At 42.5% G+C, this 23,771-nt stretch carries 21 protein-coding genes; 10 read left to right on the top strand and 11 right to left on the bottom strand.

All coding sequences use genetic code 11. The annotated features are described in order from the left end of the window. Nucleotides 1-54 precede the first annotated feature (54 nt). The 3 genes from L6494_RS06930 to groES all read right to left on the bottom strand — a co-directional run bounded on the left by L6494_RS06930 (nucleotide 55) and on the right by groES (nucleotide 3,099). Entirely contained in the window at nucleotides 55-735 is a 681-nt protein-coding gene (locus L6494_RS06930; protein WP_237992975.1) for an NgoBV family restriction endonuclease, read from the bottom strand. 310 nt (nucleotides 736-1,045) lie between these two features. After that, nucleotides 1,046-2,680 (bottom strand): chaperonin GroEL, encoded by a 1,635-nt coding sequence (gene groL, locus L6494_RS06925; protein ID WP_190707914.1) that lies wholly within the window; start codon nucleotides 2,678-2,680, stop codon nucleotides 1,046-1,048. A gap of 107 nt (nucleotides 2,681-2,787) precedes the next feature. After that, a complete protein-coding gene (gene groES / locus L6494_RS06920; RefSeq protein ID WP_237992965.1) occupies nucleotides 2,788-3,099 on the bottom strand; it encodes a co-chaperone GroES in 312 nt (103 codons plus the stop codon). A gap of 1,123 nt (nucleotides 3,100-4,222) precedes the next feature. On the opposite strand from groES, the gene L6494_RS06915 reads away from it, so the two are divergent. Beyond that, complete coding sequence (locus L6494_RS06915) at nucleotides 4,223-4,900, top strand: response regulator transcription factor (protein ID WP_237992963.1); 678 nt, start codon at nucleotides 4,223-4,225, stop codon at nucleotides 4,898-4,900. Nucleotides 4,901-5,154: 254 nt separating this feature from the next. Next, nucleotides 5,155-5,946, top strand: coding sequence for an Rpn family recombination-promoting nuclease/putative transposase (locus tag L6494_RS06910; RefSeq protein WP_237992961.1), 792 nt, complete (start codon nucleotides 5,155-5,157; stop codon nucleotides 5,944-5,946). Nucleotides 5,947-6,008: 62 nt separating this feature from the next. On the opposite strand, the gene asnS is transcribed toward L6494_RS06910, so the two are convergent. Then, entirely contained in the window at nucleotides 6,009-7,400 is a 1,392-nt protein-coding gene (gene asnS / locus L6494_RS06905; RefSeq protein ID WP_237992959.1) for an asparagine--tRNA ligase, read from the bottom strand. A gap of 2 nt (nucleotides 7,401-7,402) precedes the next feature. Further along, on the bottom strand, nucleotides 7,403-7,765 hold the full coding sequence (locus tag L6494_RS06900) for a hypothetical protein (protein ID WP_237992957.1): 363 nt from the start codon (nucleotides 7,763-7,765) through the stop codon (nucleotides 7,403-7,405). Nucleotides 7,766-7,846: 81 nt separating this feature from the next. On the opposite strand from L6494_RS06900, the gene L6494_RS06895 reads away from it, so the two are divergent. After that, nucleotides 7,847-8,128, top strand: coding sequence for a DUF6439 family protein (locus L6494_RS06895; RefSeq protein WP_237992954.1), 282 nt, complete (start codon nucleotides 7,847-7,849; stop codon nucleotides 8,126-8,128). 130 nt (nucleotides 8,129-8,258) lie between these two features. On the opposite strand, the gene L6494_RS06890 is transcribed toward L6494_RS06895, so the two are convergent. Both L6494_RS06890 and rlmD read right to left on the bottom strand, forming a co-directional pair. Next, the gene (locus L6494_RS06890) at nucleotides 8,259-8,708 is read right to left on the bottom strand and encodes an ATP-binding protein (RefSeq protein ID WP_237992952.1); all 450 of its coding nucleotides are present in this window, start codon (nucleotides 8,706-8,708) and stop codon (nucleotides 8,259-8,261) included. A 412-nt stretch (nucleotides 8,709-9,120) separates the two neighbouring features. Next, nucleotides 9,121-10,503 carry a 23S rRNA (uracil(1939)-C(5))-methyltransferase RlmD gene (gene rlmD / locus L6494_RS06885; RefSeq protein ID WP_237992950.1) on the bottom strand — a complete coding sequence of 461 codons (1,383 nt, stop codon included), beginning with the start codon at nucleotides 10,501-10,503 and terminating at the stop codon, nucleotides 9,121-9,123. Nucleotides 10,504-10,636: 133 nt separating this feature from the next. Here rlmD and L6494_RS06880 point away from each other — a divergent pair, with 133 nt between their 5' ends. Next, on the top strand, nucleotides 10,637-11,122 hold the full coding sequence (locus L6494_RS06880; RefSeq protein WP_237992940.1) for an allophycocyanin subunit alpha-B: 486 nt from the start codon (nucleotides 10,637-10,639) through the stop codon (nucleotides 11,120-11,122). Between the two features lie 154 nt (nucleotides 11,123-11,276). On the opposite strand, the gene L6494_RS06875 is transcribed toward L6494_RS06880, so the two are convergent. After that, nucleotides 11,277-12,551, bottom strand: coding sequence for an RNA-guided endonuclease InsQ/TnpB family protein (locus tag L6494_RS06875; RefSeq protein WP_237992938.1), 1,275 nt, complete (start codon nucleotides 12,549-12,551; stop codon nucleotides 11,277-11,279). A gap of 636 nt (nucleotides 12,552-13,187) precedes the next feature. Between L6494_RS06875 and L6494_RS06870 the strand changes: the two genes are divergently transcribed. The 4 genes from L6494_RS06870 (at nucleotide 13,188) to L6494_RS06855 (ending at nucleotide 19,182) form a co-directional block, all read left to right on the top strand. Beyond that, nucleotides 13,188-13,859 (top strand): hypothetical protein, encoded by a 672-nt coding sequence (locus tag L6494_RS06870; protein ID WP_237992936.1) that lies wholly within the window; start codon nucleotides 13,188-13,190, stop codon nucleotides 13,857-13,859. A gap of 28 nt (nucleotides 13,860-13,887) precedes the next feature. Next, nucleotides 13,888-16,215, top strand: coding sequence for a phosphoribosylformylglycinamidine synthase subunit PurL (gene purL / locus L6494_RS06865; protein ID WP_237992934.1), 2,328 nt, complete (start codon nucleotides 13,888-13,890; stop codon nucleotides 16,213-16,215). Nucleotides 16,216-16,574: 359 nt separating this feature from the next. Continuing rightward, a complete protein-coding gene (purF, locus tag L6494_RS06860) occupies nucleotides 16,575-18,074 on the top strand; it encodes an amidophosphoribosyltransferase (RefSeq protein WP_237992932.1) in 1,500 nt (499 codons plus the stop codon). 541 nt (nucleotides 18,075-18,615) lie between these two features. Then, nucleotides 18,616-19,182, top strand: coding sequence for a Uma2 family endonuclease (locus L6494_RS06855; protein WP_237992930.1), 567 nt, complete (start codon nucleotides 18,616-18,618; stop codon nucleotides 19,180-19,182). A 34-nt stretch (nucleotides 19,183-19,216) separates the two neighbouring features. Here L6494_RS06855 and L6494_RS06850 read toward each other — a convergent pair whose 3' ends face one another. From L6494_RS06850 to L6494_RS06840, 3 genes are all read right to left on the bottom strand, one after another. Beyond that, nucleotides 19,217-19,498 (bottom strand): hypothetical protein, encoded by a 282-nt coding sequence (locus L6494_RS06850; RefSeq protein WP_237992928.1) that lies wholly within the window; start codon nucleotides 19,496-19,498, stop codon nucleotides 19,217-19,219. A 60-nt stretch (nucleotides 19,499-19,558) separates the two neighbouring features. Then, nucleotides 19,559-20,599, bottom strand: a complete 1,041-nt coding sequence (locus L6494_RS06845) for an ABC transporter permease (protein ID WP_237992925.1) — start codon at nucleotides 20,597-20,599, stop codon at nucleotides 19,559-19,561. A gap of 70 nt (nucleotides 20,600-20,669) precedes the next feature. Further along, the gene (locus L6494_RS06840; RefSeq protein WP_237992923.1) at nucleotides 20,670-21,188 is read right to left on the bottom strand and encodes an adenine phosphoribosyltransferase; all 519 of its coding nucleotides are present in this window, start codon (nucleotides 21,186-21,188) and stop codon (nucleotides 20,670-20,672) included. A gap of 458 nt (nucleotides 21,189-21,646) precedes the next feature. Here L6494_RS06840 and L6494_RS06835 point away from each other — a divergent pair, with 458 nt between their 5' ends. Next, nucleotides 21,647-22,273 carry a DUF3038 domain-containing protein gene (locus L6494_RS06835; protein ID WP_237992921.1) on the top strand — a complete coding sequence of 209 codons (627 nt, stop codon included), beginning with the start codon at nucleotides 21,647-21,649 and terminating at the stop codon, nucleotides 22,271-22,273. After that, nucleotides 22,270-23,736: a DUF4335 domain-containing protein gene (locus L6494_RS06830; protein ID WP_237992919.1), complete on the top strand. Its 1,467-nt coding sequence runs from the start codon at nucleotides 22,270-22,272 to the stop codon at nucleotides 23,734-23,736. Before L6494_RS06835 ends, L6494_RS06830 begins: the two co-directional genes overlap by 4 nt. Nucleotides 23,737-23,771: the final 35 nt, after the last annotated feature.

Raw genomic sequence — 23,771 nt, 5'->3', positions numbered from 1 at the left:
GTTTTGAGCATATACTATATCTTAAGCAATAAACAATTGAATAGTTTGTCTAGCTTATATTTGCGCTCCTGTATGAAATAAATAGTTATTTTTAACTTCTTTTAACCAATCAACGCTATCATCTTTAGTATTTTTATATTGCATAAGATTTTGATACAATGCTTCTACAAAAAGCAATCTAGAATTAAAAGGCTTGTATTTAGCTCTCAAAGAATACCACAATACAGGTCTAATGTTGACTATTTCATTTTGTTTTACTTGGCACTTAACTGGATAATAATCTGATTTGCCTGTAATTTCCCAAATCTTTTTTAACCAAATATTTTGAATCTTGAATCTGTAATTTTTAAATTCATAAGCAAATATTAAATAATCAGCGTCTAAGCGATAAGCTTGTTTTTTTAAGGAACGACAATACGCTCTAAAATTCGCTACGTCAAAATTAGCTGACGCGTGGTAATCAAATGTTTTTATTTCTAATAAACCAATATTATTATCATCTTGCTCAAGCAGAAAATCAGGAAATTCTTGCGTATTTAATGTTGTTCTAAATTTAATTTCTTTTTGTCTCATCCACTCAGCTAACCATTCTTGAAATAAATAACCAAAAGCACTTTTATCATTAATCTCTATAGATGTGTTAAGGAAATTAAAAATTATTTTTCCTTCGCTATGAATAACTTGCTCCTGAATTAATAATTTGTAAATGTGATTAGCTATAGGATGATATGTCATAAGGCCTTGTAGTTGACTTATTTTGCGCGAGTTTAGCATTTGTATAAAAATGAACTTAAATAATTAAGATTATTTTTATACTTGCGCGAAACTTTAACCATTAAAAGATTCATCAACATTACTTTTAAAGGTTGGATCGCGCTCTATCTAAAATAGTGATATAGGAATCCGGGTTTATTCTTGTTCAGTATACTTAGGCTCAATTGTTGAGTAGACAAAATACTTAGGGTTTAAAGCTAGTTCAAAACAAAAAAACAGCCGCCTCCACAAAGGAAGCAGCTATTTTTTAAACTTATGTGACTACAGAATATTAGTAATCGAAGTCACCGCCGCCAGCACCAGCAGCAGCAGGTGCGCCGTCTTTAGGTTCTGGCTTGTCAACAACGATGCACTCGGTTGTCAACACCATTCCAGCGATAGAAGCAGCGTTTTGCAGAGCAGAACGAGTTACTTTCGCGGGGTCAACAATACCAGCATCGAACATATCTACGAATTCGTTGGTTGCAGCATTGAAACCAACATTGAATGCTTTTTCTTTGACACGTTCAGCAATTACAGCACCGTTTTGACCTGCGTTTTCAGCAATTCTCTTCAGAGGTGCGGGTAATGCACGAGCGACAATCAAAGCACCAGTCAACTCTTCATCTTTGAGGTTGCTGTTAGCCCAAGCTTCTAAGTCGGGGGTGAGGTGAGCATAGGTTGTACCACCACCAGGAACGATACCTTCCTCAACAGCAGCCTTGGTTGCGTTGATAGCATCTTCTAGGCGGAGCTTTTTGTCTTTCATTTCGGTTTCGGTAGCTGCGCCCACTTTCACCACAGCTACACCACCAGAGAGTTTAGCCAAACGCTCTTGGAGTTTTTCTTTGTCGTAGGAAGATTCGGTTTCTTCCAGTTGACGACGAATTTGTTCAACACGAGCCTTAACAGCAACGTCGTTACCTTCAGCAACAATTGTGGTGCTGTCTTTGGTAATGGTGACGCGGCGAGCTTTACCCAGGCTTTCTAGCTTGGTGTTGTCCAGCTTCAGACCAGCATCTTCGGTGATTAATTGACCGCCGGTGAGGATAGCGATATCTTCTAGCATAGCCTTGCGGCGATCGCCAAAACCAGGAGCTTTTACAGCCGCAACGTTGAGTACACCGCGTAGACGGTTAACTACTAGGGTTGCTAAAGCTTCTTTTTCGATATCTTCAGCGATAATCACCAGAGGACGACCAGCGCGAGCTACTTGCTCTAGAACGGGTACTAAATCTTGTACCAGAGCAATTTTCTTATCTGTCAACAACAGGTAAGGCTCATCGAAAATCGCTTCCATCCGTTCTGGGTCGGTAGCGAAGTAGGGAGAGATATAGCCTTTATCGAAGCGCATACCTTCGGTAATTTCCAGTTCGGTAGTTACAGACTTACCTTCTTCTAGAGAGATAACGCCTTCTTTACCTACTTTGTCCATTGCTTGGGCAATCATCTGACCGACTTCATCGTCGTTACCAGCAGAGATTGACCCAACTTGAGCGATCGCCTTAGAATCTTCTACAGGGCGAGCGTGTTCTTTAATTTTTTCTACCAAAAAGTTGGTAGCTTTATCAATACCGCGCTTCAATAGGATTGCGTTAGCACCTGCGGCTACGTTCCGCAAACCTTCTTTAACAATGGCATGAGCCAATACAGTTGCGGTGGTTGTACCATCGCCTGCTGCGTCGTTAGTTTTAGATGCAGCTTGACGAATCAAAGCAACACCAGTGTTTTCAATATGATCTTCTAATTCGATTTCTTTAGCGATGGTGACACCATCGTTAACGATTTGGGGCGCGCCAAATTTCTTTTCTAGAACTACGTTACGACCTTTAGGGCCAAGGGTAACAGCTACAGCCTCAGCCAGAATGTCAATACCACGCTCTAGAGCGCGACGGGCGTTTTCGTTGTAAATAATGCGCTTTGCCATAGGTGTCTCAATCTCAGGAAGTTATGTCAAATTGGTCTGGAATAATTGATTGGAGGTTGGGCATTGGACATTGGTTTTGATTCTTATGACCTATGCGCCATTCCCAATTAGTTCACGACTGCTAAAATGTCTTTTTCGGAAAGCAGTACGTATTCTTCAGTTCCGAGCTTGACATCTGTGCCAGCGTACTTGGAGTACAGCACTTTATCGCCAACTGTTACTTCCAATTCTTGACGGCTACCGTCGTCATTACGCTTGCCAGGTCCAAGGGCGACTACTTCACCTACTTGGGGCTTTTCTTTCGCGGTGTCGGGTAAATAAAGACCACCTGCGGTTTTTTCTTCAGACGCGCTCACTTTTACGAAAACGCGATCGCCTAAAGGTTTTACTGTGGATACACTTAGAGATACAGCTGCCATATTTTTTATTTCTCCAGAGTTAGCACTCTCAACTCCTGAGTGCTAATCTATCGAAAAATACCCCCCAATGGCAATGTTTTCAGGTGTACGGGTTTCCGAACTAGGTAGGGGAGGAGGTGACAGGTGATAGGTGACAGGTGACAGGTGACAGGTGATAGGTGATAGGTGATAGGTGATAGGTGATAGGTGATAGGTGATAGGTGATAGGTGATAGGGTAGATTATATTTCCTATCCCTAAATGCCCAATTACGTTAGCGGAGCGGGACGTTAGTCCATTACGTAAAGCCTGCGGCATAGCTGCGCTTAGAGCGTAGCGGGACGTTAGTCCATTACGAATTACGAATTACGAATTACGAATTACAAATTACAAATTATCAGTCCTCGTATATACACTTCGGGTTCATTGCGTAAGTATAAATCCTTAATTATTAGTATTTTTCAGGTTCTTTTCCATAAGTTACGAATATTTTTATATGGTCAACTTTATTTGCAAAGTGGGGAAATTAGTATAGAACAGTAATCAGAGAGACACTCGATGAGTAACAATACAGTGACCTGGTGCAACAAAATACAAGTTTTTACTTGCGAGTTTGTTGTTCTAGATAGATAATAGTTGTCTACCCGGATAGTGTCTGGTATCGCCAAGCAAACCCGGAGGTTATTGAGCGGATCGTCCAAGAACACTTGATAGGCATAATGGTGGTGAAAGAATATGCGTTTTTAACCCATCCTTTGCCAACAACTCCCCTACTTACTTGTAAACATCTTAAGATTAAGGCTGAACATCGGCAGGGTATTGTAGAGTAGTAAGCCAATGGAAGTGCGGGTTGTTTGACAGCTAGGATCATCATAAGCCAACACTTACTGAGTGAACTAGTGTGAACTAGAAAGATTATTATTTAATCAGTGTTTTTTCACCCGCCACTTTCAAAGGGATATATAATAGCGCATTATAAATACTACTGCTCTACGTATCCTTACTGGAATATTGCCAATGAGCTAGCAGTCTTACAGAAAGTGGAAACTAATTGTGAGACTTCAAGTTAAGCAAGGGTAAGTTAAGTGGGAAAAATGACAACATCTCAACAATCCACCATATAAGGATAACCATTCAAGACCTTGATGGATCGAAGCGCGACAAGTGCCACTGCTATGAAAGAGCCCAGCATGAAAGATCACAAACGACTTCTACTTATTGATGACGACCCTAACCTCATCTTGCTGGTGAAGGACTATCTGGAATTCAGAGGATATGAAGTCATCACCGCAGAAAATGGCCGAGAAGCTTTAGAGATTCTCGAACATGATGTTCCAGACATGATTATCTGTGACGTGATGATGCCGGAAATGGATGGATATACCTTTGTAGAACAAGTCCGGCAAAACGAACGCACCAGTTGGATTCCTGTCCTTTTCCTGTCGGCCAAAGGACAAAGTGCAGACCGAGTTAAAGGTCTCAACAAAGGCGCAGATGTCTATATGGTCAAGCCTTTTGAACCAGAAGAACTCGTAGCGCAGGTAGAATCTTCCCTGAAGCAAACTATCCGTTGGAAGGAACACCAAACTAAAGGAGGAGAAAACGGTTCTCGTATCCAAGTTCCTTTTGATGTGCAATTAACTCCAACTGAACTGAAGGTAGTGCAGTTTGTAGCTAGGGGTCTAGCTAACCGAGAAATCGCTGAAGAATTAAATGTTAGTCAGCGTACCGTTGAAAGCCACGTTTCTAATATGTTGGGCAAAACCAATCTCCACAACCGCACTGAATTAGCGCGGTGGGCGATTGAAAATCAAATGGCGTAAATAGCTATCAGCCTTCAGCCGTCAGCTTTACAATTAACTGACTGCTGACAGCTGATAGCTTAAATTATTAAGTCCTATAGTTTAGGGGAAGATTGGTGAAAACTTGTGGTCGCCAATCTTCACTTATTTTGTGCTTATCCACGTCGGAATTAGGGTACTATCAAGGGGTGCGGAGGGTTCATTAGAGTTATCTGTGTTGTATTTTAAAAATTGGAATCTTCCCCAATAAATGATTCTAGTTAGATAACTTTCTTATGTATGACAACATTTGTAAATTTATTGCTGAAAACTTTAAAGACGACTTAGCAACATGGTTACTAGGTTCACCCATTAGATTAACAGAACTTAGCCCTACAGAATTATCAAACGAACCTATTCGCGCTGACTCGTTAATATTATTACAATCAAATGACTTAGTTCTACATACCGAATTTCAAACCGACACAGACGAAGATATGCCTTTTCGGATGTTAGATTATCGGGTGAGGGTGTATCGACGCTTTCCTAAAAAACAAATGCGTCAAGTCGTCATCTATTTGAGAAAAACAGCTTCACCATTAATTAATCAAAACCGTTTTAGATTAGAGAAAACTTACCATGAGTTTGAAGTAATACGCCTATGGGAAGAACCCACAGATAGGTTTATGAGTGTTCCCGGTTTATTACCCTTTGCCGTCCTGAGTCAGACAAAAGATCCTACAATAGTATTAACTCAAGTAGCAAAAGCGGTTGAAACAATTACAGAACAACCGTTACAAAGAAATATAGCAGCCGCCAGTGCGATATTAGCAGGTATTGTCTTAAAGAAAGATGTAATTAGCAGAATTTTAAGGAGTGAGATGATGCGCGAATCAGTCATTTATCAAGAAATTCTCCAAGAAGGTAAAGCTGAAGGTAAAGCTGAAGGTAAAGCCGAAACAACAAGAAAGTTGGCTTTAAATTTGCTGGGAATTGGTATGAGTTTAGAACAAATTTCTCAAGTGACTGAATTATCTCTTGAGCAAGTTCAGGCTTTACAAAAAGAGATTTCAGAATCTGAAATTTAACTAAACAATAAAACCCGCCAAAGCGGGTTTTGTTTGTCTAATTCTAGAAATTGATATTGGTACTAAAACTCGGCGTTTTGTGGTGTACGAGGGAAGGGAATCACATCCCGAATATTACCCATACCTGTCATAAATTGTACGAGTCGTTCAAAACCTAAGCCAAAACCAGCGTGAGGAACAGTACCGTAACGGCGTAAATCTACATACCACCACAAGTCTTCCGGCTGCATACCTTGCGCTACTATACGGCGTTCTAGAACATCCAGGCGTTCTTCTCTTTGTGAACCGCCAATAATTTCACCAATTTTTGGTGCAAGGATATCCATTGCGCGGACGGTTTTTTCATCGTCATTTAAGCGCATATAGAAGGCTTTAATTTGCGCTGGGTAGTCGGTGACAATGACTGGTTTTTTGAACAATTGTTCAGCTAAATAACGTTCGTGTTCTGATTGTAAATCTAAGCCCCAACTTACAGGATAGTCAAACTTAACATCAGCTTTTTCTAGCAGTTTGATCGCATCTGTGTAAGTTAGTCGCTCAAATTGATTGTGAATAATATTTTCGGCTGTTGCTAAGACGGTATTATCAATGCGTTGATTGAAAAATTCCATGTCTTCTGGGCATTTTTCCAATACATAGCTAAAAATATGCTGGAGAAAAGCCTCAGCCAAATCCATATCGCCTTCTAAGTCACAAAAAGCCATTTCTGGCTCAACCATCCAGAATTCTGCCAAGTGGCGGGAGGTGTTGGAGTTTTCTGCACGGAAGGTAGGGCCGAAGGTGTAGACGTTGCTAAACGCCATCGCCATGACTTCGGCTTCTAGTTGTCCACTAACTGTTAAGTAGGTGGGTTTAGCAAAAAAGTCTTGGCTGTAATCAACTGCTTGGTTTTCTGTGCGGGGTATATTCTTTAAATCCAGATTGGTGACACTAAATAGTTCCCCCGCGCCTTCGCAATCGCTAGCGGTAATAATGGGGGTGTGTACCCATAAAAAGCCTCTTTCTTGGAAAAATTGGTGAATGGCTGTAGAACAAGCATTACGAACACGGAAAACTGCACCAAAAGAATTGGTGCGCGATCGCAAGTGTCCAATATTGCGTAAAAATTCAAAAGAGTGGCGTTTCTTTTGCAATGGGTAGGTTTCGGGATCAGCTTCACCGTAGACTTTCACTGTCTCGGCTTTCAATTCAATACGCTGTCCTTTTCCTTGGGAAGCCACCAGCACGCCATTAACCTCAACTGACGCACCTGTATTTAGTTGTTTTAAAATTGCTTCGTAGTCTGGCAAATCCTGATTGATGACAACTTGCAAATTAGCTAATGATGAGCCGTCATTCACCTCAATAAACGCAAACCCCTTCAAGTCGCGCTTCGTTCTTACCCAGGCTTGAACTACAAGAGACTCATCAGGTTGACCACTTCGCAGTATTTCTGCAATCCTTTGATTTACCATATTTACCCAGCACAGGACTTTAATATCCAGCCTATAATAACGCCCATTCCACCAAAGCGGACAGCTTGCCAGAAAGGTTTCTTGAGACTACGCCAAGAAAATAACTGGCTTTCTAAGTTTAGTTCTAGCACTTCTAACTGTTGTTTGATGTGCCGTAACTCTGCTTTGATTTCTGGTGTTTTATATTTATTTTCCTGCAATTCGTCCCGGCGTTGTTGCCATTGTGCCTGTTGGGTGCGATCGCTGTCTACTTGAGCATAACGTTCTTTTAACAATATCAGCGATCGCTCGACTTCTTCTAGTTCCTGCTCAAAATCCGGTTCTTGATTTTTCCCTGATGAATGTGGTTGTTTAGGCGGCTTCATGTACAACTAGTAAACTAAGATAAAAAACAAGTCTGCCATCTAGAGACTTAAAACTCATTACTCATAACTCAGCACTCAATTATGCTATCTAAAACCAATCAAATCAATGAATTTAGCGAATTAGAATTAGCCCAAGCCCTCATGGAAAGGCTGAGTATTTCTCCTAACGATTGGCATCGCCTCAAGTCTAACCGCAATTCTCGCGCTAGTGAACAAATTGCCGCCGCTATGGTATTTCTACTCAAAAATGAACCACAAGAGGCTCTGGCTAGGCTAGAACAAGCTGTTGGTTGGTTAGATCGTTCCCTTTCCGCTCCTCCCTGTCCGACTCATGGACATAAGGGACAGGGGACTGGTGACTAGTACCGCTACGCTTTGCTCCAATGCAAAATTCAAAATTCAAAATTCAAAATTCAAAATTAAAGACAATACTAGGTACTGGGAAATTCTTTCCCAATACCCAATCCCCAATCCCCAATCCCCAACCCCCGGCTTACCGCCTCAAAGACAGACGGGGGCGGTTTTCCATTTGTTTACATAGTCTTAATTCTGTACCTTTGCGATTCCACTCTACTTGATCAAAAATTTGGTGTAGGAGACACATACCTCTGCCATTTTCTGACTCATCAGATGGTAAATAATCTGTTGGGTCTTCATTGTCGGTAGTCGTGGGATGAAAGCCTTGGCCTTGGTCTGATATCACCCACCAATACTGATTATCTATTAGAGAAAACCGGACTACAACTTTTTTACTAGGATCAAGATTATTGCCATGTTTAGCTGCATTAACTAGGGCTTCTTGGAGTCCTAGCCGCAGTTCGGCTTGTAATCTGGAGGGTATTTCCGCCAGCAGTAAATCTAAAATAGGACAAAGGTAAAGCGTTGAGGCGAAACTAAGTGTGCCCCAATAACGTCCAACTGGACGAAGGGAAATGGTAATCACGAGAGAAACCCCATAGCTTTCAGTTAGCTAGACATCAGTTTGCTTGTGTACGCACCCTGATAATAGTTGAGGTAGTCATGCTGCCTTCAAACTTGCGTCTTAATTACTAAATATTGAAAATGCTGGGGAGCATTGACTCTATTGGTGATGTTTGATTGTTGATACATAAAACGGCTTGGAGAAACCATGCTAGTTAGGTTAGCAAGTTGAAAAATCATGGAAATTACAAAAGTTTTTATGTTCTCTTAAAAATCGCCGATTTATACTTTAAACAATCTTATTCATTGGTAGATAGAGCCTATGCAACTTTAGTTTTATTAACAAAATCATCGCTATTTTTATGTTATTTCGATTTTAGCATTTTTACTATGCAATAGACTACAAATTTGCAATGTAAGTTTTTTGTAAAGGGCTAATTATCCTTGTCAAAGTGTGATAATACAAGGAAAGCAGCAGCTTCCACATGAGATGTTTGTGGGAAAAAATCGGCGGGTTGGATGCGTTGAATAGTATACAAACCATTTTCACAGAGTAATTTAAGGTCACGAGCGAGGGTAGCTACTTTACAGCTGACGTAAACGATGCGCGGGGGTTTCGACAATAATAAAGATTCGATGACAGCGCGATCGCATCCCTTACGTGGCGGATCTAGTATGACTACATTCGGTATTATTCCCATATTCGGCAGTAATCTCTCAACTGCGCCCACTTGAAATGTGACATTATGTATAGCATTGCGATCGGCATTGGCGATCGCCTGTTCTACTGCTTCTGGTTGTATTTCTAAACCTATTGTTTGGCGTACCTGTTTGGCTAAGGGTAAAGTTAAAGTTCCAATACCACAATAAGCATCCACTAGCACCTCATCACCTTGCAATTTTAATTCTGACTGAATAACTTCTAATAGAGCTTCGGCTGTTTCCGTAGAAACTTGGAAAAATGTATCGGGACGGACTTGAAATTCTAGTCCTGCAAAGATTTCTCGCATATAAGAAACTCCGGCTATGCAGCGAGTTTCTTTCCCAAAAATGGCATTTGTGCGTCCGGGATTGTAATTTAAGGACACCCCAACTAACAGGGGATATCGCTTCAGCCATGCTTCTGCTTGCTTAGTAATTCCTGGTAAATCTTCATCTTTGACCACCAACGTTAACAACATTTCACCTGTACGCCGGCCAATGCGTAAACTCAAATGGCGAATTTGTCCTTGATGGCGAGTTTCATCGTAAATTGACCAGCCTTGTTTTTGGATGTCTTGCTTAATTTCCGCCAGTAAAGGATTTAAGCGTACATCTTGGACGGGACATTGATTTAAGTTAACTAATTGGTGGCTACCTTTTTGGTAATAACCAGCTTGTACTTGACCTGTGGGAGAGATATCTAGAGGATAGGTAGCTTTGTTACGATAACCCAAAGGCGAATCTGCCACTAATACGGGATCTACCGTTGGTGTAGTAAAACCACCGATACGTTGTAAAGCTTGGATAACTTGATGACGTTTAGCAACGAGTTGATATTCATAATCAATATGTTGCCACTGACAACCGCCACACTTATCAGCCACAATGCAGCTAGGCCGAATGCGATGAGGAGAGGGTTGTAATAATTCTTTAACTTTGCCGTGAGCGTATTTAGGTTTGACGTGTACCAAGCGTACCAGAGCGCGATCGCCTGGGACAGTATCCGGCACAAACACCACCCGTTCCTCAAAACGCCCTACACCGTCGCCTGTATCGCTCAAATCTGCGATCGTGATCTCTATTAATCCACCCTGTTGCCAAATAGAATTAGTCATTAGTCATTAATCATTAGTCAATATTCATTCTCTCCTGTCACCTGTCACCTGTTCACTGTTCCCTTCCCCCTTCACTTCTGTACCTCCAACTCGTTAAACTAACAAAATAATATTTCGCGTGATTTAAATAATCATGACTGTAATTAGCCAAGTTATTCTCAAAGCCGACGACGAACTGCGCTATCCCAGCAGTGGCGAACTCAAGAGCATTAAAGAGTTCTTACAAACCGGCGAACAAAGAACACGCATTGCTGCTACCTTAGCGGAAAACGAAAAAAAGATAGTTCAGGAAGCCACCAAAAAACTTTGGCAGAAGCGTCCTGATTTTATCGCACCTGGCGGTAACGCTTACGGCGAAAAACAGCGTGCTTTGTGCATCCGTGACTATGGCTGGTATTTACGCCTAATTACCTATGGTGTACTTGCTGGCGACAAAGAACCAATTGAAAGCATTGGTTTAATTGGAGTGCGGGAAATGTACAACTCCCTGGGTGTTCCTGTTCCTGGGATGGTAGAAGCCATCAATTGTTTGAAAACAGCATCTTTAGACTTACTTAGTGCAGAAGATGGTGCTGCTGCTGCACCTTACTTCGATTACATCATTCAAGCGATGTCATAGTAAAAAGTCTACGCTGGTTCTACAAGTGTGCTTCTGATCTACTAGATTGAGTGTGAAGTATTAACCTCATACATCGTTGACGTACTCCCCGGCATAAATGCGCGGGGATTCTTAAAGGATGTTCCGTTCGCGTAGCGTTCCGAAGGAAGCAAGGCTATTCGCCTTTGGCGTTCCCGTAGAGTAGCCATCGCTCTCCACCCTTCTTCCTGCTTGGTTGACTCTTGACTAGACTGTTGCTAGTCCCCGTCAGACCGTCTCCACAGGCAATTTGATCCACACTGCGTCCCAGCGCGTTGACCCCTCTGTTACGGATCACTTGTGCGGCGGCTACATCTCTATGTGTTGTGTAGCCGCATTCAGGACAAGAATGTATCCTGTCCCCTAATTCTTTCTTCCCGGTGTGGGTATCGCATTGAGGGCAAACCTGAGAGGTGTAATCCTTGTCAACTTTTGCAAAGTAAACTCCTCGCTTCCAACATACCCATTGCAAGATTGAGACAAACTGCCCAAATCCTGCATCAAGAGTATGCTTGCAGAACATTCCTTTTGCCCACACACGGAAATCAATATCCTCCACAAAAATCATTCCTGCATCGTCGCAAAGTTTATGCGCTAACTTAAAGTGCCAATCTTTGCGAGTATCAGAAATGCGTTGATGTAACCTGGCAATTTTTCGATTTAATTTGTGACGATTGTTAGACCCTTTGTGTTTTTTCTTCAGTCTACGTTGTAGCAATTTCAGCTTGCGGTGTAAGGTTTGAAGAAATCGAGGGCGTTCAATCAATTCACCATCGGAAGTAGCTGCAAATTTATCTAAACCTAAATCAATACCTCTGGGATTACCAAAAGCAACAGGATTAGGAACATCAACATTACATTCCAGAGTAAACATCAAGAAATATCCTGATGCTTTGCGAACTACCCTAACTTGTTTAACTTTAAAACTGTCAGGGATTTCTCGTGACTTCACATACTCCACCCATCCCAGTTGCGGTAACTTAATTTGATTACCTTTAAGAACTTCCCCCTTTCCTAGTTGTGGATATACAAAAGACCGCATTCTATAACGATTCTTGAATCTAGGAAACCCCATACCCTTGCGTTTCATGTCCACAAAAGCCGTTTCTAGCTTGCGTAGAACTTGCTGCAATACTTGGGAGTGGACTGTTCCTAACTCTGGAAATTCATTTTTAGCGCGAGTCAAAGCATTTGCTTGCTCATAGTAGTTGGGGTAGGGTTGGTCTGCTGAGATGATGTATTCGGAGATAATTGAGCAGGCGTTAACCGGACACTTGCGAGAATTAAGCCAGTCCTTGCGTTCACGTAGAGCAAAGTTCCAGACCTGGCGACACACATTAAGAGTATGTTCAATCTTCTCGACTTGCTCATCCGTTGGTATGGCTTTGTACTCGTAAGTCAGAGTTAACACTACTCATCACCTCCTTTTACAAGAGGATATACTGTTTTGTAAAATAGCTCAAGATATTGAAAAGGTGGCTTTTAAGCCACCCTTGTTTTTCATCCCCGGTAAGAGAGCACGTAATACGCAACTGCGTTGCTGTTACTTCGGGGTTTTCAAGCTAATTTTTATAACATCTCCAATTTGATCACACAGTCCCCACATCTAGTTGTGGCTCTGGCATAATCCTTATCAAGTTACTAACCAGATTTGGGGAAATTTTATATAGAAGTCGGAAGTCGGAACGGGCTGCGCCCCACTACGCTAACGGAAGTTAGTTACTTCCTCCCCAGTCCCCAATCCCCAATCCCCACTCAAAACAAAAAGCCGACAACCTTTTTCAAAAGACTGTCGGCAATTAGTGTGTTCCCTATTAATGACTCGGCTAGAGTTCAGTAATGTGCTTATCATCCCAATTTGCACATAGGTAGGAAAGGATCTTAATCATAGGTCTATGTGATTGTTATCACTTAGTTTTTCTTAAAAGACTGCATTTACCAGTAAAATTTCTAACTTTAGAAAGACAAATTCCCCTACAATAGCAAATAAATATAGTCAAAAATACGAAATTTAGATTTTTTTAATCATCAACACACGTAAGTAAAAATGAATATTCGCTTTGGTTACTTTTTGACTGGATCAATTATCTTAGGAACTTTCTTTGGTTGTACCATCTCACCACAGGAGCAAGTTCTTCAAAATCAGAGTGTCTCATCTACCCCTGATGCTCCTCAAATAACTAATAGCTCATCTCAGCAGCCAGCCACAAAAACGGCGACAATTTATATTGAGGGAGAAAAAACTCCCATCACCCTAAAACTCTACGAAGACTATAAGCCTTTATTCACTACATATTTCCCACAACAGGATTTTATCGCGGAAGGTGTTAGTTCTGGTGAAGGGACAGGAGTAAAGTTTATCGTCAATTTTGACGGTAGCAAAAACGACAACGCCTATATTAGGGTCTTTTTCCCCAATGGGGTCAAAACTATTGAACAACTAGAAGCCTTTGTGAATAGTAAATCTGGACTCATCGCATCCAATAAATGGCGCGTCAGCAGTCGGAGTTCAAATGTCTCCTATCCTTGGGCAAAAGAAAAGATTGATTTCCGTCAAGGACAAGAAATTACAGGCACTATATACCTTGGTGAACAGAACGGCAAAGTTTTCTATGTGATTAATCATTACCCAGCAGAGTACGGTGACGGATTTGCACCAAGAGCCGATTTGATTTTACAAAACCTAAAAGTTAACAGCACAAGTAAATCGATACAATAATTCTCTGTACTCTTGGTGCATTATTTCCATGACTGCCACAACCCCTGCTCCCTTTTCTCCCCAAGAAATTGCTGCTGAAGGTATTAAACCAGAAGAATACGCAGAAATTGTGCGCCGCTTAGGTCGTCATCCCAACAAAGCCGAATTGGGAATGTTTGGGGTGATGTGGTCTGAGCATTGCTGCTACAAAAATTCTCGCCCTTTACTCAAACAGTTTCCCACTACTGGCCCCCGCATCCTTGTAGGGCCAGGAGAAAATGCCGGAGTTGTTGATTTGGGTGAAGGACTCCAACTAGCATTTAAGATTGAGTCCCATAACCATCCCTCAGCTGTTGAACCCTTTCAAGGTGCTGCAACCGGAGTTGGTGGTATTCTCAGAGATATTTTTACAATGGGTGCGCGTCCCATTGCTTTGTTAAACTCGCTCCGGTTTGGTTCTCTAGAAGACCCCAGAACCCAAAGGCTATTCTCTGGAGTAGTTGCAGGAATTTCCCACTATGGTAACTGTGTTGGCGTTCCCACTGTTGGCGGTGAGGTTTACTTTGACCCGGCTTACTCCGGTAATCCCTTGGTGAATGTTATGGCACTAGGATTAATGGAAACGCCGGAAATTGTCAAATCTGGAGCATCTGGGATTGGGAATCCTGTATTGTATGTGGGTTCTACAACTGGCCGTGATGGTATGGGAGGAGCTAGTTTTGCTAGTGCCGAATTAAGTGATGAATCAATGGATGACCGTCCGGCGGTGCAAGTAGGCGACCCATTTTTAGAAAAATCGTTAATTGAAGCTTGTCTGGAGGCGTTTAAGACAGGTGCAGTTGTAGCTGCTCAAGATATGGGTGCTGCGGGTATCACCTGTTCTACTGCTGAGATGGCGGCAAAAGGTGGTGTCGGTATCGAATTAGATTTAGATAAGATTCCGGTACGGGAATTGGGGATGATTCCCTATGAATATCTACTGTCAGAGTCCCAAGAACGAATGCTGTTTGTTGCCCATAAAGGACGAGAGCAAGAGTTAATTGATATTTTCCACCGTTGGGGACTACAGGCTGTTGTCGCTGGTACGGTAATTAGCGAACCGATTGTCAGGATTCTATTTGAAGGTGGAGTAGCAGCAGAAATTCCAGCTGATGCTTTGGCAGAAAATACCCCACTTTATGAGCGTGAGTTACTGGCAGAACCGCCAGAATATGCCCGTAAAGCTTGGGAATGGTCGCCTAATGCTTTGCCGACTTGTATATCTGAGGGTATTGAAATTCAAGGTAATCGACAAAGTTGGCATGATATTTTATTAACTTTACTAGATACGCCTACGATCGCCTCCAAAAATTGGGTGTATCGTCAGTATGACCATCAAGTCCAGAATAATACTGTTATTTTACCTGGTGGTGCAGATGCGGCAGTAGTCAGATTAAGACCTTTAGAAGGGCAGGGGGGAATTAACCATCCCCTAAGCGGCGTTGCTGCTACAGTAGACTGTAATCCTCGTTATGTTTACCTTGACCCTTATGAGGGAGCTAAGGCAGTAGTTGCAGAAGCCGCACGCAACCTTAGCTGTGTGGGTGCAGAACCTTTGGCGGTGACAGATAACCTCAATTTTGGTAGCCCGGAAAAACCCATTGGTTACTGGCAATTATCAGAAGCTTGTCGAGGTTTGGCGGAGGGTTGTCGAGAATTAGCCACCCCCGTCACTGGCGGGAATGTTTCTTTATATAATGAAACCCTTGATTCCCAAGGCAACCCCCAACCCATTTATCCGACTCCCGTTGTGGGGATGGTGGGATTGATTCCTGATTTAAGCAAAATTTGTGGTCAGGGTTGGCAAACCCCAGGTGATGTGATTTATCTTCTCGGCTCATCTCCCAGCAACTTAGGCGCATCGGAATATTTAGCCACCATTCACAGCACTGTCGCAGGTAGACCAGCTAAGGTAGATTTTGACTTAGAACGTCGTGTCCAGAAAGTCTGCCGTGAGGGTATCCGTTCCGGTTGGGTAAATTCAGCCCATGATTGTGCTGAGGGGGGTGTAGCTATTGCCATAGCAGAATGTTGTCTCGCTGGCAAGCTAGGGGCGCAAATATATTTAGAAGCTACCCAGTCACAACGCCTTGATGAATTACTCTTCGGTGAAGGTGGGACAAGAATTATTGTGTCTGTAGCATCAGCACAACAAGAAAACTGGGAATCCTATTTACAGACACATCTGGGTACAGAATGGCAAAAACTGGGAACGGTGGGTAATATCGGTACAGATTTAGCGGTTTTAACTACTGATAACCAAACCTTAATCCAAGTTAGTATCGAAGAGATGAATGATCGTTATCAAAATGCGATCGCAAGACGGTTAATGATGTAAGGGACTGGGGACTGGAGACTGGGGACTGTTGTAGACAGACGCTGCGCTATTGTAACTCCACAATCCACGCATTGAATTGCCCAATGCTTCATTCCCCGTCCTCCTAACTAATGACTAAATTCCCCCAAATCGATAGCATCTTTGGACACAATTAGGGTACTGTTTTAATAGATGGTTAAAGATTTATTAAGAACAGCCCCACTGTTCAGTTCATAAAAATAATCCCAGTGACACCAATTCGCCAAAATTCAACGACATATCTCGAATTAGAAGCTCTTGTGACATCTGGCTTTCTGAATTTTGAATGCAAGAATTTTGAATTGGTATGACTTGACACCCCCACCAGGAGCAAAGCTAGCATGATTCCCATTGATTCCGTCACTTTGGATGAGTACCCCCAGCAGATCGATAACCCAATCGATAGCCTGGAAAGTCGTCCTGACAAGCCAGAAGAAGCTTGCGGAGTTTTCGGCATCTACGCACCAGGAGAAAATGTTGCCAAACTGACCTACTTTGGATTATATGCCCTGCAACATCGGGGTCAAGAATCAGCCGGCATTGCCACCTTTGAAGGGACAACAGTACACCTGCACAAAGACATGGGTTTGGTGTCTCAAGTTTTTAATGAGTCAATTTTGGAAGAGTTACCAGGGAGTATAGGCGTTGGTCATACTCGTTATTCCACCACCGGTTCTAGCCGGAAAGTGAATGCCCAACCTGCCGTAGTCGAAACCCGCTTAGGTTCGTTAGCGTTAGCACATAATGGTAATTTAGTCAATACTGTAAAATTGCGGGAAGAGTTGCTCAATAGTAACTTTAACTTAATAACCACCACAGACTCAGAGATGATTGCCTTTGCGATCGCAGAAGCAGTCAACGCAGGTGCAGATTGGTTAGAAGGTGCTATTCAGGCATTTCATCGCTGCGAAGGCGCATTTAGTTTAGTTATAGGTACTCCCGTTGGCGTGATGGGTGTACGTGATCCTAATGGCATTCGTCCTTTAGTGATTGGTACTGTACCAGGGAATCCCGTCCGCTACGTTTTATCTTCCGAAACCTGCGGTTTAGATATCATTGGTGCGGAATACCTGCGCGATGTCGAACCAGGTGAAGTAGTTTGGATTACCGAAGAGGGTATGGCTTCTAACCACTGGAGTGAAAAACCCCAGCGTAAACTATGTATTTTTGAAATGATTTACTTTGCCCGTCCTGATAGCCAGATGCACAATGAGAGTCTGTATAGCTATCGGATGCGCTTAGGACGACAATTAGCAAAAGAGTCTTATGTAGACGCAGATATTGTTTTTGGAGTTCCTGATTCTGGCATACCAGCCGCCATTGGCTTTTCCCAGGCTTCTGGTGTTGCTTACGGTGAAGGACTAATTAAAAATCGTTATGTAGGACGCACCTTTATTCAGCCTACCCAAACCATGCGGGAATCGGGTATCAAGATGAAACTCAACCCCCTCAAAGATGTGCTGGTAGGTAAAAGAGTGATTATTGTGGATGATTCAATTGTCCGGGGTACTACTAGCCGTAAACTAGTGAAAGCCTTGCGTGAAGCTGGTGCAGCAGAAGTACATATGCGGATTTCTTCACCTCCGGTAACTCATCCTTGCTTCTATGGTATTGACACCGATAGCCAAGATCAGCTGATTGCTGCAACCAAATCAGTAGCAGAAATTGCCCAGCAGCTAGAAGTAGATAGCCTTGCTTACCTGAGTTGGGAAGGAATGTTAGAAACAACACAAGAAGATACCAATAGCTTCTGTTCAGCTTGCTTCACCGGAGATTACCCCGTAGCGATTCCTGAGCAGATAAAACGTTCTAAGCTGATTTTGGAGAAGGTTGTAGTTTAGAGACTAAAAAAAATAAATTACTTTTAGGGCGGGTTAAGCTACGGCTAACCCACCATTTTTTTAGGTTGATAGTGCCTATTGACTTTTTTTGCGCCATTCTCATCCAAGCTAAAATATTAAAATCCTCCGCAGTGATAGTTTGTCAGTAACCCAGCCCTAAAGGGACTGGGCTTGTAAGAGTAATCAAGCAAGCCGTACTGACCAGACCACTCGGTAAAACGAGTAGCCGTTATTTGAGTCACGACACCCTGTGGATGCGTAGCTAGTCCCCTGCTCTGTCGCTTGTGATTAAACAGTTCTAAGGTCACTGGAACAGTGTTGCAAGCCTAACAAGCTCTTATAACAGGTCGTTCGCGCAGCGTCTCCCCTTGGGAGAAGCTAACATTACTGGAACAGCAAGGCGATTCTCGGCATACAGAGAAAATGGTAAATACTGTTCCTCTATTTACCATGCCCCGTAAGGGGACTGCGGTTAAAACCGCCCGTGTAGCTTCCCTCTCAGGTCTAAAGACGCTGAGTTTCCCGCATACCGCGAGGTCTTATGAACCAGCCGACGACAGAAAGAGTACGCTGGACTAACGCCGACTTAGAGTTGTTTCCAGATGACGGAAAACGCTATGAAATCATCGATGGAGAATTATTGGTGACAAGATCGCCTCATTGGAAACATCAAAAAGCTTGTGTCAGAATTAGCACAGCTTTAGATAATTGGTCACAGGAGACTGATTTGGGAGAAGTTGTGATTGCTCCCGGTATTATCTTAGGGGATAACGATAATATCATTCCCGATGTTGTTTGGGTTAGTAAACAGAGATTAACTGAACTCTTAGATGAAGCTGGACATTTGACGGCTGCACCAGAATTAGTGATAGAAGTTTTATCTCCCGGTAATGAGAACGAAAAACGGGACAGAGAACTAAAACTTAAGCTTTATTCAACACGGGGTGTAAGAGAGTATTGGATTGTTGATTGGCGCAAACAACAGTTGGAAGTATACCGACGCGAACAGGGAAGTTTAAAGTTAGTAACAACTTTATTTCCAGGTGATCAACTGGACTCGCCCCTACTACCTAATTTTACTTGTGCGATCGCTTGTTTATTTGCTTAATCAAGAACTAGCGATCGCCTATTTTTTAGTTGTTCTAGCTGTGCTTTAAAAAATCCACTTTAGGCAACAATGGGTCAGTCACAATACCCATCCCCGTAAAACCCCAGCGTTTGAGCAAACTTCCTAACTGTGTACCCGGAAGAGATTCTACAGCAAAGCGGTTTGCTACGTCTGGTGCATGGGTGTTGAGATAGCTAAGAGCATCAAAGTTTTCTCGAAATAGTAATAAATAAACAGATGCGTCTTCATTAGGACGAGCTGTGAGATAACGCCCGTCAGCTTTGGAACGTAGTATGTAATAGACTTCGGAGAGCATGGAGAGAGGGGACAGGGGACAGGGGACAGGGGACAGGTGACAGGGGACAGGTAACTAAAATTAGGTGTCTAGACGAATGCGGGGGTCGGCTACTTTAAGTAACAAGTCTGCCATAAGGTTGCCTACATTGAGTAATACGGCACTCATTACTAGACTAGCCATGACTAAATACTGGTCTTTAGCTTGAACCGCCTGTAAAGTTAATCTACCTAAACCCGGCCAGTTGAAGAATTGTTCAGCGATGAATGCACCGCCTAATAAACCTGCTAACTCAAAGCCTAACAAAGTAATGAGGGGGTTAATGGCATTACGCAGCGCATGGACGTAAATTACACGATTTTCTGGGAGTCCTTTGGCGCGTGCTGTTTGGATGTAATCTTGGCGCAGTACATCTAATAATTCGCCGCGCATGATGCGTTGTAAGCCAGCAAAACTAGTAATACTCAAAGCAATGGTAGGTAAAATCATGTGCCAACCGAGGTCAAGGATTTTACCGAACCAAGATAAATCCGCATGGTCAATGCTAGTCATTCCACCCACGGGGAATAAAGGCGTGGTGAATTGGGCAAAGATCAGTAGGAGTAGAACAGTGATGAAACTGGGAAATCCTTGTCCGGTATAGCTAATCACCTGCAAAATTCGGTCAGTGGCTTTATTTTGTTTTACCGCCGCTACGATACCCAAGGGAATAGCGATCGCCCAAGTAATAACTAAAGAAGCGATCGCTAAAATTAAAGTAGCAGGTATTCTCTCCCACAATAGAGACGCAACTGAACGCTGGTAAACAAAACTTGTACCAAAATCTCCTTTGGTGACAATACGTACCAACCAGAACCAATATTGCTCTATCCAAGGCTTATCCAACCCAAACTGCTTGATCAGTTCTGTAATTCTCTCTGGAGAAATTTTCGGATTTTGCCGCAATGTATCTACATAATTCCCTGGGGATAGTTTCATGATAAAAAACGACAATGCCGATGCCAACAATAGGGTCAACAGTGCCTGCAATATCCGCTTCACCACATAAATCAATGTTTCGCTGGTGATCAACCTAATTAACCAGTCCCAACCTCTATCCCAGGAAATTCTTGTAGAAGTCATTATGCCTTTTATCCTTTGTTCCTTTGTCCAGTGGTGTTTGGTTTTAAAGCCATCAGTTAATGACTATTGACTAATATTCAACTAGAGAAATAATTGGCACATCTGGTAAATATTTGCGCCCTTGTAAATCCCGTAGCTCGATAATAAACCCAAAACCCACTAATTCGCAGCCTATTTGCTGCATTAATTGGGCTGTAGCAGTGGCTGTTCCTCCTGTCGCTATCAAATCATCTACAATCAAGACTCGGCTACCTGGGTGTAAAGCATCTTGATGCACTTCTAAACAGTCAGTACCATACTCTAGTTGATATTCAACAGAGTGAACGGCTGCTGGTAGCTTACCTTTTTTGCGGACAGGAATAAAACCAGCACCTAATCTATAAGCTAACGGAGTTCCAAAAATGAACCCCCTTGACTCCATACCCGCAACATAATCGACCTCAAATCCAGCTTCAATACATTTTTCTGCAAGAAAGTCAATAGTGTATCGCAAACCTTCGCGATCGCGCAGTAAAGTAGTAATATCCCGAAACATAATTCCGGGCTTAGGGAAATCTGGGATGTCACGAATTAGAGATTTTAAATCCATAATTATGGGGATTGGGGACTGGGGACTGGGGACTGGGAATTGGGAAACAATTTCCCAGTACCTAGTATTGTCTTTAATTTTGAATTTTGAATTTTGAATTGGAGCAAAGCGACTTGACTTCCGCTTTGCGGCACTAGTCTCCTGCAACCTGAAAAATCGTACACTATAATGTCATACGCTTGGGCTTAGAGCATCGGGTTCGTCATCCATTGACGATTTTGAGAATCTACACCAAGCTGAAGATAGATTAATACTCACATAACAAGAGAGTAAAATAGTGCTTTAAAAACTTAAATTTACCTATAGGTCAACCTGGGAATAATACAAGTAAGTAATGTATATATCCATTAAACTTGTTATTGCTACTAAAAGTTTAATCTTGCTTTTTAGCTGTTTATCTTAAATTAGTTGTACTAGTTTTGCCTAGTCTATTAGAGCCGCACAAGGTATTTTATAGAATGAATGTTTCTGCAAGCTTAACGCCGTTCAACAGTCCACCCCCCCCATCACTGCCGATGATTTTGGACACTTTACCAGATCCTGCGATCGCGGGACAGGGATGTCCTGCTAGAACTAGGTTGCAAATTGATCTGATTTTACTGGCGATTGAAGCTTTAGAATTGGGTGGTTCTGAAGCCATCCTCACTTTTGCCCAAGAGTTGGACTTGAAAGGAATTGTTAAGGATAGGGTGAATTTGTGGCGGATGCGGAGTTCTAACCCCATCAGAAGAGCGCATATTCGCCGCCCTTTAACTATTATGGAGGCAAAAGCTTTAGTAGTAATTGCCTGTTACATTGCCCGGCGGTTAACGGTTGTGATCCGCCAAATGCTGATGATCTGTCAGCAAATGAACGACAAGCAGATCCCCCTAGAACAGAATTTACGTCTATCTAATTACCTAGAACGCTTTAGAGCGCATTTTAAAAGCAGAATGAACGCTCGCCGTTTTGGTGCGTTGGCTTTAAATTCTGATGAAAAATTAAATGAATTAGCTATAAATTTGTTGGGACAGTTGCTATTTTGTACTGGCACAGCTGGAATGCAGCGTTTCTGGATTAGTCTATTTGACGGGGAAGTAGAATGAACATTCAACGTAAGTACAGTTTGCCTAATTGTACATTGCTTTTAGAGGGATTAAGTGATGCTACCAGAGGCACACATTTCCAAGAAATGCGGCCTGAACTGTCAATTTTAGTAAATGCAGAATGTTATATTTCCAACCACAATCAACCCCTCGTGGGAGGAAGAGAATTTTTTGAAAGTTTAGTGAGAGCAGTTAGTGGTTATGCTCAAGAGTTTTTGAGTAATGTGCCGAACCCACAAGCACATAATCAAGACTCTGAATTGGTAGAGTTACAGAACATAGATGTTAACCGCCACAGGTTAATAGTTCACGCTGAGAATGCACCAGATGAATTTAATTCTGGCTCTAGCGATAATCAAAAACCAATTCAACTAGATTTGAATACGGTACAGTTGTTTGATTTAGTAGAAGCCGTAGATCAGTTTTTTGCCGACACTCAAACTTTACCGGAGTTATCCCTAGAATTACAACCAGTTACTAGACGTTATGGTGGTACTAGTCAAGCTGTCATGAAACAGGCAGTACCAGCAACTATTGGTGTTTCTAGTTTAGCTGTAGCAGCGATCGCCTTTAGCATGATTCCTGCGCCAGAAATACGCCCACCAGAAACCAAGCGAGAGGAACAAAGTTCTACTACCAATCCTACAGCGTCCCCAACGACAACACCAACGACAACACCCACAACGGCAGCAAGTCCCACACCAACACCAGCAGCCACCGCAGCCGCCGCAACTCCCACGCCTACAGAAGTTGCAACTCAACCCGCAGTTAAAGATTTAGAGGCACTTTTAAATAATGTTAATGAAATCATCGACCCCTCTCAACTACGTGTTTTAAATCGGCAGGTTTGGAATCAAATTGATCCCGCTTGGAATAACCGCACAGGAGTTAAACAGGATTTAGTTTATCGCTTAGGTGTAGCAGCAGATGGGTCAATTGTGGGTTACAAAGCAGTCAACCAAGGGGCAAATGAAAGTATAGAATTAACACCCCTGCCTAACTTACTTTACAATCCTGCTAACCGTCCTCCCATTGCGAATGAACCAATTGCCCAATTTAAAGTAGTTTTTACTAGCAAAGGCATACTAGAGGTTAGCCCTTGGCGTGGTTATGCGAGAACCCCGGAAGTTGTCGGGAAAAAAATCTCTGATGCTAATACCATCAAAACGTTAAATCAAAAGCTTTACGATACAGTCCGGCAAAATTGGAGTGGAACTCCCGGCTTTAACAAAGATTTGAAGTATCGCGTCGCCATCAATAAAGATGGCACAATTGCTGATTATGAACCGCTCAACCAAGTAGCCTTTGACTATTTCCGGGAAACACCCTTACCGAAAATGTTTCAAGCCGTGTACGGTTCAAATGCAGCTGCACCCAACAACAAGGAAGCTTTAGCCCACTTCCAGGTCATATTCAAGCCTAGCGGTCAATTAGAAGTTGCCCCTTGGCAGGGATATCAGTAATAATTCGTAGTTCGTAATGGACTAACGTCCCGCTC

The sequence above is a fragment of the Nostoc sp. UHCC 0870 genome (genome assembly GCF_022063185.1).
Classification (GTDB): domain Bacteria; phylum Cyanobacteriota; class Cyanobacteriia; order Cyanobacteriales; family Nostocaceae; genus Trichormus.
The sequence above is the reverse complement of the archived record's forward strand: the minus strand, read 5'-3'. Positions and strand labels throughout refer to the sequence as shown.